Below are 15,384 nucleotides of genomic sequence, written 5' to 3'. Positions count from 1 at the left end.
TGGGCCAGAATCCGCGCCCATGCTGTTCCTGCTCTCGCCCGCCAAGTCCCTCGACTACGACACCCCCACGCCGCCGCCGCTGGCGCCGCGGCTGACCCGCCCGCAGTTCCTGGCCGACACGGCCGCGCTGATCGCGCTGCTGCGCACCCAGAGCGTCGCCGAGGTGCGCGCGCTGATGGACCTGTCCGAGCCGCTGGCCCGGCTCAATGTGGAGCGCTACCAGGCCTGGCGCCCGCGCTTCACCGACCGCAACAGCAAGCCCGCGGTGCTGGCCTTCGACGGCGACGTCTACGACGGCCTGGACGCGAAGACGCTGTCCGCCGACGAGCTCGTGTGGGCGCAGGCGCATGTGCGCATGCTGTCGGGCCTGTACGGCCTGCTGCGGCCGCTGGACCGCATGCAGCCCTACCGGCTGGAGATGGGCACGCGGCTGCGGACCCCGGCCGGCGCCAGCCTGTACGACCACTGGGGCGACCGCCTCGCGCTGCACCTGAACGGGCTGGCCCGGGGCGAGCGGGCGCCGGTCATCGTCAACCTGGCGTCGCAGGAGTATTTCCGCGCGGTGGACCGCCCGGCGCTGAAGCCGCGCGTCGTCGACTGCCAGTTCGAGGACTGGAAGAACGGCGGCTACAAGGTCATCAGTTTCTTCGCCAAGCGCGCCCGCGGGCTGATGGCGCGCTTCGCCATCCAGCAGCGCCTGGAAACGCCCGAGGGGCTGCGGGCCTTCGACCTGGACGGCTATCGTCTGGCCCCCGAGGCCTCGTCCCCCGAGCGCCTCGTCTTCCGCCGCAAGCCATGAGCCAACAAGCCATCACCCCCGAACTGTGCGACTGGATCGCCGAGCAGTCGCGCGCCGGCCACCCGTCGCAGAACATCCTGGCCGCCATGCTGGGCAGCGGCTGGGACGAGGCCATCGCCCGCCAGGCGCTGGCCCGCACGCTGGGCCAGTCGGCCACGCTGACGGCGCCGGCCGGCGCGACGCCCGGCCTGCCCGAGCCCGACCTGAGCCGCTTCGCGCCGGTGCTGGACGCGGGCGACCGGCCGGTCAAGGTCGTCATGGCGCTGCGCCAGCCGCGCGTGGTGGTGTTCGCCGACCTGCTCTCCGGCGAGGAGTGCGACGGCATCATCGCGCTGGCCACGCAGCGGCTGTCCCGCTCGGAAACGGTGGCCACCGGCGGCGACGGCAGCGAGGTGAACGCCGCGCGCACCAGCGACGGCATGTTCTTCGAGCGCGGCGAGACGGCGCTGATCCAGCGCGTCGAGGGGCGCATCGCCGCGCTGCTGCGCTGGCCGCTGGACCACGGCGAGGGCCTGCAGGTGCTGCGCTACAGCCCGGGCGCGGAGTACCAGCCGCACTACGACTACTTCGACCCCGCGCACGCCAGCACGGCCAACATCCTGCGGCGCGGCGGCCAGCGTGTCGGCACGCTGGTCATCTACCTGAACACGCCCGCGGCGGGCGGCTCCACGATCTTCCCGGACATCGGCCTGGACGTGGCGCCGGTCAAGGGCAACGCCGTGTTCTTCAGCTACGACCGGCCGCACCCGGCCACGCAGACGCTGCACGGCGGCTCGCCCGTCGTCGAGGGCGAGAAGTGGGTGGCGACCAAGTGGCTGCGCCAGGGCGTGTTCAACTGAAACGCGCTCAGGCGGACAGCAGCCGGTTGATCAGCTCGGGCGTGCTGCCGGCGCGGTATTTCTTCATCAGCCGGCCGCGGTAGACGTCCACCGTGCGCGGGCTCACGCCCAGGCGGCGGCCGATGCCCTTGCTGGTCTGGCCCTCGACCAGCAGCGCCGCGATCTCGCGCTCGCGCGGCGTCAGGTCGGCCGAGATCTGGCGGCGGGCGGACAGGTCCTCGAAGCTCCAGATGCCGCGCGCATGCGGGTCGGCCGGGTCCAGCGCGCGGCCGCTGACGTGGCACCAGAACAGCTCGCCGCCGCCGACGCGGCGCATCACGCGGTCGTCCGCGTAGCGGCCCTGCGCGTCCAGGCTGGCGACGATGCGCGCGCCGGTGCGCTCGAACTCCGCGGCGCTGGGGTAGAGCACGGCGAAGCTGTGGCCGACGAGCTGCCCGCGCGTGGCCGAGAACATCTGCAGCACGCGCTCGTTGCAGTCCACGATCTGGCGCTGCGCCGACAGCACCAGGCCGATGGGCGCGAGCTGGAAGGCGTTGCGGTAGTCCGGGTCCATGCGCGTAGGGAGTGGGCTTTACGTGATCTTGCGTAACGACGGCCGAGGGCGCGCGATAGTACCCTTGCGCCCGTGTCTGAATCGCCAGGAGACGGTGGCATGAACAAGGTGTACCCGAGCGCCGACGAGGCGTTGCGCGGCGTGGTGGCGGACGGGCAGTTGCTCGCCGTCGGCGGCTTCGGCCTGTGCGGCATCCCGGAGGCGCTGATCGCGGCGCTGCGCGACAGCGGCGTCAAGGGCCTGACGGTGATCTCCAACAACGCGGGCGTCGACGGCTTCGGCCTGGGCCAGCTGCTGGAGACGCGGCAGATCAGGAAGATGATCTCCAGCTACGTCGGCGAGAACAAGGAGTTCGAGCGCCAGTACCTGGCCGGCGAGCTGGAGCTGGAGTTCACGCCGCAGGGCACGCTGGCCGAGAAGCTGCGCGCCGGCGGCGCCGGCATCCCGGCCTTCTTCGTGCGCACCGGCGTGGGCACGATGATCGCCGAGGGCAAGGAGGTGCGCGAGTTCGACGGCGAGGCCTACATCCTGGAGCGGGCGCTGGTGCCCGACGTGGCGCTGGTCAAGGCCTGGAAGGCCGACAAGAGCGGCAACCTGGTGTTCCGCCGCACGGCGCGCAACTTCAACCCGGCCGCCGCGATGGCCGGCAAGCTCACCGTCGTCGAGGTGGAGCAGGTCGTCGAGACCGGCAGCATCGACCCGGACGACGTGCACCTGCCGGGCATCTACGTCCATCGCATCGTCGTGAACGCGCAGCCCGAGAAGCGCATCGAGAAGCTCACGCTGTCGCCCAAGAAGGAGAACTGACATGGCCTGGACGCAAGACCAGATGGCCGCGCGCGCGGCGCAGGAGCTGGAGGACGGCTTCTACGTGAACCTCGGCATCGGCATCCCGACGCTGGTCGCCAACCATGTGCCGCCGGACAAGGAGGTCTGGCTGCAGAGCGAGAACGGCATGCTGGGCATCGGCCCGTTCCCGACCGAGGACGAGGTGGACGCCGACCTCATCAACGCCGGCAAGCAGACCGTGACGACGCTGCCCGGCAGCAGCATCTTCGGCAGCCACGACAGCTTCGCGATGATCCGCGCCGGCAAGATCAACCTCAGCATCCTCGGCGCCATGCAGGTCAGCGGCCGGGGCGACCTGGCCAACTGGATGATCCCGGGCAAGATGGTCAAGGGCATGGGCGGCGCGATGGACCTGGTGGCCGGCGTGAAGCGCGTCATCGTGCTGATGGAGCATGTCGCGCGCAAGAAGGACGGCAGCGAAGACCTGAAGATCCTTCCCGCCTGCACGCTGCCGCTGACCGGCGTCGGCGTGGTGGACCGCATCATCACGGACCTCGGGGTGTTCGACGTGGTGCCCGAGGGCCTCAAGCTCGTCGAGCTGGCCGACGGCGTGACGCGCGAGTTCGCGCAGGGCAAGACGGGCGTGCCGCTGCTCTGAGCTTGAGCGCCTTTCCGGTGCGCCGCCTGCCGGCCGCGCTGCTGCTGGCCGCGGCCCTGGCGCCGCCGGCCCGGGCGCAGCCGCTGGAGCAGCCCGAGGCCGCCACCACCCGCGCCTCGCGGCCCGCTGCCGGCCTCGCCGCGCCGGCCCGGCGCTTCGCCGTCACGGCGGCCAACCCGCTGGCGGCCGAGGCCGGCGTGGCGATGCTGCGGGCCGGCGGCTCCGCGTTCGACGCCGCCGTGGCCGTGCAGGCGGTGCTGGGCCTGGTGGAGCCGCAGTCCAGCGGCATCGCCGGCGGCGCCTTCCTGCTGCACTGGGACGGCCGCCAGGTCAGCGCCTGGGACGGCCGCGAGACCGCGCCCGCCGCGGCCACGCCGGGCCTGTTCCTGCGGCCCGACGGCCGGCCGCTGGCGATGCGCGACGCGGTGCTGAGCGGCCTGTCGGTGGGCGCGCCGGGCGTGCTCGCCATGCTGGCCGAGGGCCACCGCGCGCACGGGCGGCTGGCCTGGGCGCGGCTGTTCGAGCCGGCCATCCGGCTGGCCGAGCGGGGCTTCGCCGTCAGCCCGCGGCTGGCCGAGCTGGCCGCGGGCGAGCCGGCGCTGCGCGGCGACCCGCAGGCCGGGCCGTATTTCTTCGGCGCGGACGGCCAGGCCAGGCCCGCCGGCACGGTGCTGAAGAACCCGGCCTACGCCGCCGTGCTGCGCGGCATCGCCCGGCGCGGCGCGGCGGCCGGCTTCTACGCCGGCCCGGTGGCGGCGGACATCGTGCGCCGCGTGCAGGGCCACGCCCGCCCGGGCCTGCTGAGCACGGCCGACCTGGCCGCCTACCGGCCGGTGCGGCGCCCGCCGCTGTGCAACGACTGGCGCGGCTACCGCGTCTGCGGCGTCGGGCCGCCCACGTCGGGGCACCTGACGGTGATGCAGATCCTCGGCCTGCTCGACGCCCAGCCGCGCGCCCGCGCAGCCACCGGCCTGACGGCGGACTGGCTGCACGCCTACGCCGAGGCCGCCAAGCTGGCGTTCGCGGACCGCGCGCAGTTCATCGCCGACCCCGCCTTCGTCGCCGCGCCCGGCGGCGACTGGCTGCAGCTGCTCGCGCCGGCCTACCTGGCGGCGCGCGCCGCGTCGATCGGCGAGCGCGCGATGGCGCCGGCCGCCGCGGGCGACCCCGGCGCGCTGCCGCGCGCGCTGGCGCCGCAGGCCGAGCAGCCGGAGCACGGCACCAGCCACGTCAGCATCGTCGACGCGCGCGGCCACGCGGTGGCGATGACGACCAGCGTCGAGTCCGCCTTCGGCAACCGCGTGATGAGCGACGGCGGCACCGGCTTGGCCGGCGGCTTCATGCTGAACAACCAGCTCACCGACTTCTCGCTGGACCCGGTGGGCGCCGACGGCCGGCCGGTGGCCAACCGCGTGGAGCCGGGCAAGCGGCCGCGCTCCAGCATGGCGCCGACGCTGGTGTTCGACCGCGCGGGCCGGCTCGTCATGGTGGCGGGATCGCCGGGCGGGCCGGTGATCATCCATTACGTCGCCAAGGTGCTCACCGGCGCGCTGGCCTGGGGCCTGGGCGCGCAGCAGGCGGTGGACCTGCCCAACTTCGGCCACTTCAACACCGGCACGCTGATCGTCGAGCGCGGCGCGCTGGGCGAGCCGCAGCTGGCCGCGCTGCGCGGCCGCGGCCACCGGGTCGGCGAGGCCGACCTGACCAGCGGCCTGCAGGTGCTGCTGCGCGGCCCGGCCGGCTGGACGGGCGGCGCGGACCCGCGCCGCGAAGGCGTGGTGAGCGGGGAGTGAAGGGCGGTCAGCGCTTGTTCAGCACCGCCAGGCCCGTCGCGCCCAGCAGCACGAACAGCACGCCGCTCCACACCTCGTAGGGCAGGCCCAGCAGCCGGTAGGCGGCCGCCTCGGCGCAGTTGGCGGTGATCATGAACACCGGCGGCCAGAGCTCTTCCAGGCCGAGCGCGGTGACGATCCGGTCGGCCAGGCCCATCGCGCAGCTGGCACTCTGCGACGCCACCTCGTGCTGGAACACCGCCGCCGTCAGGCCCGCGGCGCACAGCATCAGCACGACGACCAGTGCGCCCTGGCGCAGCGAGCGCCGGCCCCGGGCCAGCCAGCCCAGCAGCGAGAACGTGCCGATGGCCAGGTAGAGGGCCCGCTGCAGCACGCACCACGGGCAGGGCTTGACGCCGAACTGGTGCTGCGCGACCAGCGCCACGCCCACCGCAGCGACGCTGGCCACGGCCATGGCCGCCAGCGCCCGCGCCGGCCACGGGGAAGGGGAGATGAACATCAGCCGGCGATCTCGGCGATCAGCTCGATCTCGACGCAGGCGCCCATCGGGATCTGCGCGACGCCGAACGCGCTGCGCGCATGCTTGCCCGCGTCGCCCAGCACGGCGGCCAGCAGCTCGGAGCAGCCGTTGGTGACCAGGTGCTGCTCGGTGAAGTCCGGCGTGCTGTTCACCAGGCTCATCACCTTGACGATGCGCACGCGGGACAGGTCGCCCGTGGCCGCCTGCAGCGTGCCCAGCAGGTCGATGGCGACCGCGCGCGCGGCCTGCTGGCCGGTGGCGGTGTCCACGTCGCGGCCGAGCTGGCCCACCCAGGGCTTGCCGTCCTTCTTGGCGAGGTGGCCGGACAGGAACAGCAGATGGCCCGTGCGCGTGTACGGCAGGTAGGCCGCGGCGGGGGCGGCCAGCGGCGGCAGCGTGATGCCGAGTTCGGCCAGCTTGGCTTGGATGGCGGTGGAGCTCATGAGGGGAAGCGCGGTGGCGCGTGAAAAAAACGGCGGCATGCTACACCCCGCGTCCGCAGCACGGCGGCGCAGGGAGGGACCGTGGCACGGCAGCCTTGGGGGATGCGCGAGCTGGCGGCGGCGGGCCTGGCCTGGCTGGCCGGCCTGGCGCTGCTGCACCGCTGCGAGCGGCTGCCGGCGGCGCCGGAGTACGCCGTGCTGGCGCTCGCTTTGGTGGCCATTGCGGGGCTGTGGCGGCTGCGGCACCGGCACTGGGCGCTGCTGGCCGGCGGCGTGGCGCTGGCCGCCTTCCTGCAGGGGGCGGTGCGCGCCGAATGGCGGCTGGCCACCGAGCTGCACCCGGCCTGGGAGGGGCGCGACCTGGTGCTGGCCGGCCGCGTCGATTCGCTGCCCGTGGCCGTCACCGGCCAGGGCGGCGTGCCGGGCTGGCGCTTCGGCTTCGCCGTCGAGTCCGTGGGCGCCACGGGCGCCGCGCTGCCGCCCGAGGTGCCCGCGCGGCTGATGCTGCTCGCCTACGACGGCCCGCCCGTCACGGCCGGCGAGCGCTGGCGCTTCACGGCTCGGCTCAAGCGCGCGCACGGGCTGGCCAACCCGGGCGGGTTCGACGCCGAGCTGTGGCTGTTCGAGCAGGGCCTGCGCGCCAGCGGCGTGGTGCGCGGCGCCGAGCGCCTGCAGGCCGCGCCCTGGTGGGGGCTGGACGCCGCCCGGCAGCGGCTGCGCGCGCGCATCCAGGCGCAGGTGGCCGACCCCGGCGCGGCCGGCGTCATCGCGGCGCTGAGCCTGGGCGACCAGGCCGCCATCTCGCACGCCGACTGGGCGCTGCTGCGCGACACCGGCGTGGCCCACGCCTTCAGCGTCAGCGGGCTGCACGTGACGATGTTCGCGTGGCTGGCCGCCGCGCTGGTGGCGCCGCTGTGGCGGCGCAGCGGCCGGCTGTGCTTGCGCCTGCCGGCGCCCGCCGCCGCGCGCTGGGCCGGCGTGGCGGCGGCGCTGGGCTATGCGCTGTTCTCGGGCTGGGGCGTGCCGGCGCAGCGCACCGTCGTCATGCTGGCCGCGGTGGCCGTGCTGCGCTCGCTGGGCCTGCGCTGGCCGTGGCCGCTGGTGCTGCTGGCGGCCGGCGTGGCCGTCACGGCGGCCGATCCCTGGGCGCTGACGCAGCCCGGCTTCTGGCTGTCGTTCGGCGCCGTGGGGCTGTTGATGACGGCCGGCGACGCGGCGGCCCCCGGCTGGCGCGCGCGGCTGAAGGCGGCGCTGCGCACGCAGGCCGTCGCCACGGTGGGGCTGGCGCCGCTGAGCCTGATCTGCTTCGCGCAGCTCTCCGCCGTGGGGCTGCTGGCCAACCTGCTGACGATCCCGCTGATCAGCTTCGTCGCCACGCCGCTGGCGCTGCTGGGCGCGCTGTGGGCGCCGCTGTGGACGCTGGCCGCGTGGGGCGTGCAGGCGCTGGTGTCGGCGCTGAAGCTGCTCGCCGCCTGGCCCGGCGCGGTGTGGTGGCCGCCGGCCGCGCCCGGCTGGGTGCAGGGGCTGGCGCTGCTGGGCGCGGCGCTGCTCGTCATGCGGCTGCCGTGGCGGCTGCGGCTGGCGGGGCTGCTGATGGCCGTGCCGCTGCTGTGGCCGGCCGTGCCGCGGCCGCCCGCGGGCGAGTTCGAGCTGCTGGCGCCCGACGTCGGCCAGGGCAACGCGGTGCTGGTGCGCACCACCGGCCATGCGCTGCTGTTCGACGCCGGCCCGGTCTACGCGCCGGGCGCGGACGCCGGCGAGCGCGTGCTGCTGCCGCTGCTGCGCGCGCTGGGCGTGCGGCGGCTGGACATGCTGGTGCTCAGCCACCGCGACGGCGACCACGTGGGCGGCGCCGCCACGCTGATGCAGGGCCTGCCGGTGGCCGAGCTGCGCAGCTCGCTGGAGCCCGGCCACGCGCTGCTGCGCGCCGGCCCCGCCGCCGTGCGCTGCGAGGCCGGCCAGGGCTGGACCTGGGACGGCGTGCGCTTCGACCTGCTGCACCCCACGCCGGCGCACTACGGCGCGGGGCTCAAGCCCAACGACCTGTCCTGCGTGCTGCGCATCGCCGCCGCGTCCGGCCGGCGCGCGCTGCTGGCGGGCGACCTGCAGGCCGACCAGGAACGCCGCCTGGCGCAGCGCGAGCCCGGCCTGCGCGCCGACGTGCTGCTGGTGCCGCACCATGGCAGCAAGACGTCCTCCAGCGCCGAACTGCTGGCGGCGGTGCGGCCCGTGGTGGCGGTGGTGCAGGCCGGCTACCGCAGCCGCTTCGGCCACCCGGCGCCGCCGGTGCTGGCGCGCTACCAGGCGGCCGGCATCGCGGTGGTGGCCAGCCCGTCATGCGGGGCCTGGCGCTGGGCCAGCGCGGAAGGCGCGTCGAGCTGCTGGCGCGACCTGTCGCGACGCTACTGGACCGACCGCGTGGCGCCCGCCGTGCCGGACGCGGCGCTCAGCGGCCCGGCGTGGCCGGGGGAGGAGTGAGACTGTGGTGGAGGGGGGGGCGCGTGTGCTGCCACGAATGCAGGTGGCTTGGTCAAGCGACAGGCTGGGGCTATGTCCTGGTTGCACTGCAGGCGAACCATCCTGGCCAACGGAGATGTCCAGATGGCAGCTTTGTGCACGCTGGTGTCAATTCGCCTGCCGAGCGACCGGCAGGTTCTGCCCGCTCGGGCCCCGGCCCCTCATTGGCAGTTGAACCGAGTCGCTGACTGGAATGGGGGTGCCGCCCGCTTGACCCCCAACTGTTCCGCCCGTGTGACGACCTGTTTCATTGCCGAGCGAGCTGAATTCTTCGTGTCGCAGAAGCACGTGCTCGATGCAAGTTCTTCCACTGCATCGCTTACCTTTTGCCTGAGATGCTCCTGCAGGCAGCCCGGAGCTTGCGCTTGTTGCTGGGCCAGGTCGGCGAGATCCCTGGCGAGCGTGTCCGGCCGCACGCACCCCGCGACATCGGAGATCGGCTCAAAGTAGCGCGGCCGGCCTGCCGGGCGCGGCCAAAGCCGCGCCATGGCCGTCAGGAGGGTTCGCGAATTGGGCAGGCTCACCCGTTCGGCCAGCGCCTGATAGTCGAGAAAGTGGTAGACGGTCTCGGCCCCCAGCACAACACCTACGCCCGGGTGGCGCGCGCTGATGTCTGCCGCTGCGCGGCTCAACTCGTCCAAGGCGTCTCCGCCTTGTTTCATTGCGCTATAGAAGTCCGCAGTCAGTGACTCGCCAATGAGGGCTTGAGCGCGGTCCGCAGCAGCAACCACGGCGCACACAGCCTCTGCGGACGGGGCTTGCTGCAGTGCGGCGAGTGCGGCCCCGTGTGTATCAAGTGCTCTAGAGGCACTCGATGCAGCGGGCAGCGGTTCCGGAACACTGACCTCGGGTGACGAAGCAGCGGCTAACCGGCGAACCGCAGCGATTGCGCCGCTACCGACATACATTTCGTCCGCTGGCGCCCGCAAACATGCCCCTAAGGCCGCCAGTAGTATTCCCGAGACTACGCTTCGAATCGGTTGTCGCATTTGACCACCATATGCCTCGGCCGCTGTGTCTCAATGCCCGTCGTCGGACCAATGAGGCGGGTCGGACACCAGCTTGATTACGGAATATCCGGCTCCAACTTGATGAAGGGTAGTGTTGCCGCCTGTGCGCGGTTCGGACGTGATGCTCACGCCCTCGCCATGTGCACCTAGGATCGTCAGGTTGCCGGTCCACGAAATGCTCATGTCGATGGCCAAGCGTTCCGTGTGCCGCGATTGGAGTGCAGGCGCGTAGGCAATCCCGTACGCATTCACCATTTGCTGTGCGGCGAAGCGCGCTGCAGTGTTGTCGACGGCGCCTTGCGCGCTGCGGTGGACCCAGCAGATCTCGACCCCCACCATCCGCGGCACGCTTGCGGGGTCGAGGCCTTGCTTGGCGATCCTGTACGAGTAGTGCATCAGGTAGGCACGCTCGGCTGGTCGGTAGGTGGCCGAGATGGAGACCGTAGCACCCGCTGCTCGAAGTGCCGCGATGAAGCTGTCCACATTCACCTGGAAGGCCGAGGCAAGGTCTGCAGTATTCGTGCTAGTCGGGAAGCGCGCCACCCATGCCGCACCACTCGCTTCCTTGACACGAACGGGAGCGGTCGCAGTTTTGCCACCGGCCGTCGCAGTGCCTGTGTAGTCACCAGCCGCAACGTAGCGCGTGGCGAACGTGGTTCCCGAGCCGCTTGCGGGGGCGCCGCCACCCGCCCATGCGGCCTCGCTCGCAGACCCGCCGGACGCGGTATATGTGACCGTCTCGTTCGGGCAAACCTCCGGCGCGCTAACAGCCACGCTCAACGATTCTTCGGCCACCGCATCGACGACCAGCGAGGAGTCGTACAGGTCATCGCCGACGTTGGTCACCGTCAAGTCGAATTGGACCGTGTCGCCGGCACTGGACACGGGCAGCGATAAGGTCTTCCACGCCGTGGAGCCGCCTGCGTCGAATGCCGCGAGGCCAAGGCCGTTCATGCTATGGGAATCGCTGACAGAGCCACCGCCTTGCAGGCTGCGGATTGAGACGGCATACGAATCGTTGTATCCCGAGCCGAAGTAGCCACCGGGCACCTCGCTAGTGATGAAGCGATACCGAACCATCACCCGCGATGTACCCGGCGCGACATTAAAGGTTCGTGATACGGACCGTGGCCCTTCCCCCACCGTGCTCAGTTGCAGGTCCATGTCGCCGGTCGCGGCTGCCGCCGCCGCCAACGGGTGTGCTTTCGGCGCCGCTGCAAGGGAAGTTTGTGCCGCGCTCAGTGCCCTGGCCGCACGATGGAGGCTGGCGGAAGCACTTGCCGTAGCTGCGCTGACGGTTCCGGGCTCGATGGTCTCCGTGTGCGGGACAAGGCTCGCACTGCCGGCGGTACCCACTTCCCATCCCGCAAACCCCTGGCTGAAATCGTTGTTGGCGACGTCGCTGGGGCTCTTGAAGCCGGCCAGCTGAAGAGTGACTGTGCCCGCCCCACCCACCGTCGTGAGTGTCGCGAACCGATTCGCCGTCGCGTTGGCGCTTAAGAGAATCGTCCGGTTCGGAACGTCATGCAGCAGCACCCGCCCAGTGGATGTGGTTTCCTCGAATCCCACGGTGTCGTCGTCGGACAGCTTCGCGACCACGGTGGTGCTACCGGGCGCCGTACCGGCTTCGGTTCGAACGTTTACTGCCAAGGTCTGCGAGCCAGCCCACAGGGTTGCGGCCAAGCTGAGGCTGTGCCCGGTAGTGTCGGTGGCCAGTACCACGATGTCGTTTCGGCCCTCGGCGAGAATGCTGCCAGCCCGGATGGCATCGCTGGTGACATCGACTGCGGCCTCAAGCTGCTGGCCGTTGCGAAAGATCCGCACGGCGCCCGATGTCGTCGAAAGCGAGGCACCGGTCGCCCGAATGGTCACTGACGCGCCGACCGATACGAACCGCTTCGGATTGATGGCCGCATCGAAGGCCAGCGTACCCTCCGAGGCATGTTCCGTCGCTTCTTTCGCAGCGATGTTGAGCGTCAACGTGAAGGCTGCCGATCCGCCGGCATTCCTCGCTGTGATGACGTAGGCGCCGTGGTTGACATCTTCACCTGGCGTTCCGGCAATGACGCCGGTGGCCGAATCGATGGCGACACCGTCGGGCAGCGCGGGCGTTACCGAGTAACTTTCCACCGAGCCGGAGACTGTCGGCGCAAGCGATGGCATCGGATCCCCAATCTGAAGGGGCGCTGGTTGGGAATACGATAGGTTCGCTGGCGCTTGCATCGCAGGAGCACCTCCACCACCTCCGCCGCCACAGCCTGCAAGCACAATGACGAGTGCGACTGTTCCCAGATATGGCACTGGGCGCGTCCGAACGAAGTCACGGATAAGCTGGAACAGACGCAGGACCATCGCCCCCTCCTATGGAATTCGAGAAGTTTCTGGGCGTCAACTCTTGGGCGTACAGAAGCACGCTCAGGTGGCAAGTTCTCCTTGGCATCGTCCAGCCTGCCGCCATTTAGGCAAACCAAAAATCCGCAGATCGCCAACCCCCGTGGCCGCCAGGAACTGCGCGAAGAACGCCAACTGTCCGTGCGGCGTCGCCGAGGCCGCCTCGTCCCACCGAACGTGCATGCGCCCGCCCAGCGTGTCCACCACCTGCGCCTGTTCCGCCTGCCCGGCCTCACCACGGCGCGCTATCGCCCTGTGTCTTGCTTCACCCATCGGGTGAGTCTGACCTATCGGCTCAACTCCGCTCCACTGCTCGCTCTGCAGCCCTTTCGGATGGGGCAACTGCCGTTTTTAGGTTGACTGGTGTTGGATGGACATGGAGAGTCGATGTGAGGTGAAAGAAAGCCCCGCCGGCCCGTGAGAGGCCGGCGGGGCTTGGCATGCCCGTCAAATCAGGATCAGGCCGCCACCGCCTTGGCCGCGTCCGCGTATTCCTCGATCTGGTCGAAGTTCATGTAGCGGTAGACGCTGGCCTTGTCGGCGTCGATGACGCCCATCTCCTTCAGGTATTCCTCCTTGGTCGGCAACCGGCCCAGGCGGGACGCGATGGCGGCGAGTTCCGCCGAGCCAAGGAACACGTTGGTGTTCTTGCCCAGCCGGTTCGGGAAGTTGCGGGTGGAGGTGGAGATCACCGTGGCGCCCTCGCGCACCTGGGCCTGGTTGCCCATGCACAGGCTACAGCCCGGCATTTCGGTGCGTGCGCCGGCCGTGCCGAAGGCGGCGTAGTGGCCTTCCTTGATGAGCTCGTTCTGGTCCATCTTGGTCGGCGGCGCGACCCACAGCTTGACCGGGATGTCGCGCTGGCCGCCCAGCAGCTTGGCCGCCGCGCGGAAGTGGCCGATGTTGGTCATGCACGAGCCGATGAAGGCTTCGTCGATCTTGGTGCCGGCCACTTCGGACAGGAACTTGGCGTCGTCCGGGTCGTTCGGGCAGCAGACGATGGGTTCCTTGATGTCGGCCAGGTCGATCTCGATGACGGCGGCGTATTCGGCGTCCTTGTCGGCCTCCAGCAGCTCGGGCTTGGCGAGCCAGGCCTCGACCTTCTCGATGCGGCGTTGCAGCGTCTTCGCGTCCTGGTAGCCGTCGGCGATCATGTTCTTCATCAGCACGACGTTGCTGGTCAAGTATTCCTTGATCGGCGCCGGGTTGAGCTTGATCGTGCAGCCGGCCGCCGAGCGCTCGGCGCTGGCGTCGGACAGTTCGAACGCCTGCTCGACCTTCAGGTCCGGCAGGCCCTCGATTTCGAGGATGCGGCCCGAGAAGATGTTCTTCTTGCCGGCCTTGGCGACGGTCAGCAGGCCGGCCTTGATGGCGTACAGCGGGATCGCGTGCACGAGGTCGCGCAGCGTCACGCCCGGCTGCAGTTCGCCCTTGAAGCGCACCAGCACCGATTCGGGCATGTCCAGCGGCATCACGCCGGTGGCCGCGCCGAAGGCGACGAGGCCGGAACCGGCGGGGAAGCTGATGCCGATGGGGAAGCGGGTGTGCGAGTCGCCGCCGGTGCCGACGGTGTCGGGCAGCAGCAGGCGGTTCAGCCAGGAGTGGATGACGCCGTCACCGGGGCGCAGCGCGACGCCGCCGCGGTTGCTGATGAAGGCGGGCAGCTCGCGGTGGGTCTTCACGTCCACGGGCTTGGGGTAGGCGGCCGTGTGGCAGAAGCTCTGCATCACCATGTCGGCGCTGAAGCCCAGGCAGGCCAGGTCCTTCAGCTCGTCGCGGGTCATCGGGCCGGTGGTGTCCTGGCTGCCCACGGTGGTCATGCGTGGCTCGCAGTAGGTGCCGGGGCGCACGCCCTGGCCTTCGGGCAGGCCGACGGCGCGGCCCACCATCTTCTGCGCCAGCGTGAAACCGGCGTTCGACGCGGCAGGGGCTTGCGGCAGGCGGAACAGCGTGGAGGCGGGCAGGCCCAGGAACTCGCGCGCCTTGGCGGTCAGCGAGCGGCCGATGATGAGGTTGATGCGGCCGCCGGCGCGCACTTCGTCCAGCAGCACGTCGCTCTTGAGCTTGAACTCGGCGACCGTCTCGCCGTTCTTCAGGATCTTGCCGTCGTAGGGCAGCACGTCGATGACGTCGCCCATCTCCAGCTTGCTGACGTCCACCTCGATGGGCAGCGAGCCGGAGTCTTCCTGCGTGTTGAAGAAGATCGGCGCGATCTTGCCGCCCAGCGTGACGCCGCCGAAGCGCTTGTTCGGCACGAAGGGAATGTCCTGGCCCGTGGCCCAGATGACGCTGTTGGTGGCGGACTTGCGCGAGGAGCCGGTGCCGACCACGTCGCCGACGTAGGCGACCAAGTGGCCCTTCTTCTTCAGGTCCTCGATGAACTGCATCGGGCCGCGCTTGCCGTCTTCCTCGGGCTTGAAGGCCGCGTCGGGGCGGGTGTTCTTCAGCATCGCCAGGTAGTGCAGCGGGATGTCCGGGCGGCTCCAGGCGTCGGGGGCGGGGGAGAGGTCGTCGGTGTTGGTCTCGCCCGGCACCTTGAAGACGGTGACGGTGATCTTCTTCTCGACCTCGGGGCGGCCGGTGAACCACTCGGCGTCGGCCCAGCTTTGCATCACTTCCTGGGCCTTGGCATTGCCGGCCTTGGCCTTGGCGGCGACGTCGTTGAAGTAGTCGAACATCAGCAGCGTCTTCTTCAGCGCGTCGGCGGCGACGCCGGCGACTTCGGCATCGTCCAGCAGTTCGATCAGCGGATGCACGTTGTAGCCGCCCACCATGGTGCCGAGCAGCTCGGTGGCCTTGGCGCGCGAGATCAGCGCGACCTGGATGTCGCCGTGCGCGACGGCGGCCAGGAAGCTGGCCTTGACCTTGGCCGCGTCGTCCACGCCGGGCGGCACGCGGTGGGTCAGCAGGTCGAGCAGGAAGGCGTCCTCGCCGGCCGGCGGGGCCTTGATGAGCTCGATCAGCTCGGCGACCTGCTTGGCATCCAGCGCAAGGGGCGGGATGCCGAGGGCGGCGCGTTCGGCTGTGTGTTGGCGATAGGCTTGAAGCATGGTGTTTCTCCGTTGAATCGGC

At 70.9% G+C, this 15,384-nt stretch carries 13 protein-coding genes; 6 read left to right on the top strand and 7 right to left on the bottom strand.

The genetic code is table 11. The annotated features are described in order from the left end of the window. Positions 1–19 precede the first annotated feature (19 nt). Together yaaA and QM788_RS16660 are read left to right on the top strand one after the other, a co-directional pair. Positions 20–799, top strand: a complete 780-nt coding sequence (gene yaaA, locus QM788_RS16665) for a peroxide stress protein YaaA (protein ID WP_415662575.1) — start codon at positions 20–22, stop codon at positions 797–799. Then, positions 796–1,638 (top strand): 2OG-Fe(II) oxygenase, encoded by an 843-nt coding sequence (locus tag QM788_RS16660; RefSeq protein WP_415662574.1) that lies wholly within the window; start codon positions 796–798, stop codon positions 1,636–1,638. The genes yaaA and QM788_RS16660 overlap by 4 nt, the downstream gene beginning before the upstream one ends. Before the next feature lie 7 nt (positions 1,639–1,645). On the opposite strand, the gene QM788_RS16655 is transcribed toward QM788_RS16660, so the two are convergent. Beyond that, a complete protein-coding gene (locus tag QM788_RS16655; protein WP_415662573.1) occupies positions 1,646–2,191 on the bottom strand; it encodes a LuxR C-terminal-related transcriptional regulator in 546 nt (181 codons plus the stop codon). Positions 2,192–2,290: 99 nt separating this feature from the next. On the opposite strand from QM788_RS16655, the gene QM788_RS16650 reads away from it, so the two are divergent. The 3 genes from QM788_RS16650 to QM788_RS16640 are packed head-to-tail and all read left to right on the top strand — an operon-like array spanning position 2,291 to position 5,431. Beyond that, positions 2,291–2,998, top strand: a complete 708-nt coding sequence (locus QM788_RS16650; RefSeq protein WP_415662572.1) for a CoA transferase subunit A — start codon at positions 2,291–2,293, stop codon at positions 2,996–2,998. 1 nt (position 2,999) lies between these two features. Then, a complete protein-coding gene (locus QM788_RS16645; RefSeq protein WP_415662571.1) occupies positions 3,000–3,638 on the top strand; it encodes a 3-oxoacid CoA-transferase subunit B in 639 nt (212 codons plus the stop codon). A gap of 2 nt (positions 3,639–3,640) precedes the next feature. Beyond that, positions 3,641–5,431, top strand: a complete 1,791-nt coding sequence (locus QM788_RS16640; protein WP_415662570.1) for a gamma-glutamyltransferase family protein — start codon at positions 3,641–3,643, stop codon at positions 5,429–5,431. 7 nt (positions 5,432–5,438) lie between these two features. Here QM788_RS16640 and QM788_RS16635 read toward each other — a convergent pair whose 3' ends face one another. After that, positions 5,439–5,930, bottom strand: coding sequence for a disulfide bond formation protein B (locus QM788_RS16635; RefSeq protein ID WP_415662569.1), 492 nt, complete (start codon positions 5,928–5,930; stop codon positions 5,439–5,441). Continuing rightward, positions 5,930–6,394, bottom strand: coding sequence for a RidA family protein (locus QM788_RS16630; protein ID WP_415662568.1), 465 nt, complete (start codon positions 6,392–6,394; stop codon positions 5,930–5,932). The genes QM788_RS16635 and QM788_RS16630 overlap by 1 nt, the downstream gene beginning before the upstream one ends. An 81-nt stretch (positions 6,395–6,475) precedes the next feature. Between QM788_RS16630 and QM788_RS16625 the strand changes: the two genes are divergently transcribed. Further along, positions 6,476–8,872, top strand: coding sequence for a DNA internalization-related competence protein ComEC/Rec2 (locus QM788_RS16625; RefSeq protein ID WP_415662567.1), 2,397 nt, complete (start codon positions 6,476–6,478; stop codon positions 8,870–8,872). A 200-nt stretch (positions 8,873–9,072) separates the two neighbouring features. On the opposite strand, the gene QM788_RS16620 is transcribed toward QM788_RS16625, so the two are convergent. From QM788_RS16620 to acnB, 4 genes are all read right to left on the bottom strand, one after another. Beyond that, on the bottom strand, positions 9,073–9,552 hold the full coding sequence (locus QM788_RS16620; protein ID WP_415662566.1) for a hypothetical protein: 480 nt from the start codon (positions 9,550–9,552) through the stop codon (positions 9,073–9,075). A gap of 378 nt (positions 9,553–9,930) precedes the next feature. Further along, a complete protein-coding gene (locus tag QM788_RS16615) occupies positions 9,931–12,084 on the bottom strand; it encodes a putative Ig domain-containing protein (RefSeq protein WP_415662565.1) in 2,154 nt (717 codons plus the stop codon). 252 nt (positions 12,085–12,336) lie between these two features. Then, positions 12,337–12,585 (bottom strand): hypothetical protein, encoded by a 249-nt coding sequence (locus QM788_RS16610; RefSeq protein WP_415662564.1) that lies wholly within the window; start codon positions 12,583–12,585, stop codon positions 12,337–12,339. Positions 12,586–12,770: 185 nt separating this feature from the next. Further along, positions 12,771–15,362: a bifunctional aconitate hydratase 2/2-methylisocitrate dehydratase gene (acnB, locus tag QM788_RS16605; RefSeq protein ID WP_415662563.1), complete on the bottom strand. Its 2,592-nt coding sequence runs from the start codon at positions 15,360–15,362 to the stop codon at positions 12,771–12,773. Positions 15,363–15,384: the final 22 nt, after the last annotated feature.

It is taken from the genome of Roseateles sp., from assembly GCF_047654785.1.
In the GTDB taxonomy this organism is placed as follows: Bacteria; Pseudomonadota; Gammaproteobacteria; order Burkholderiales; family Burkholderiaceae_C; genus Pelomonas.
The sequence above is the reverse complement of the archived record's forward strand: the minus strand, read 5'-3'. Positions and strand labels throughout refer to the sequence as shown.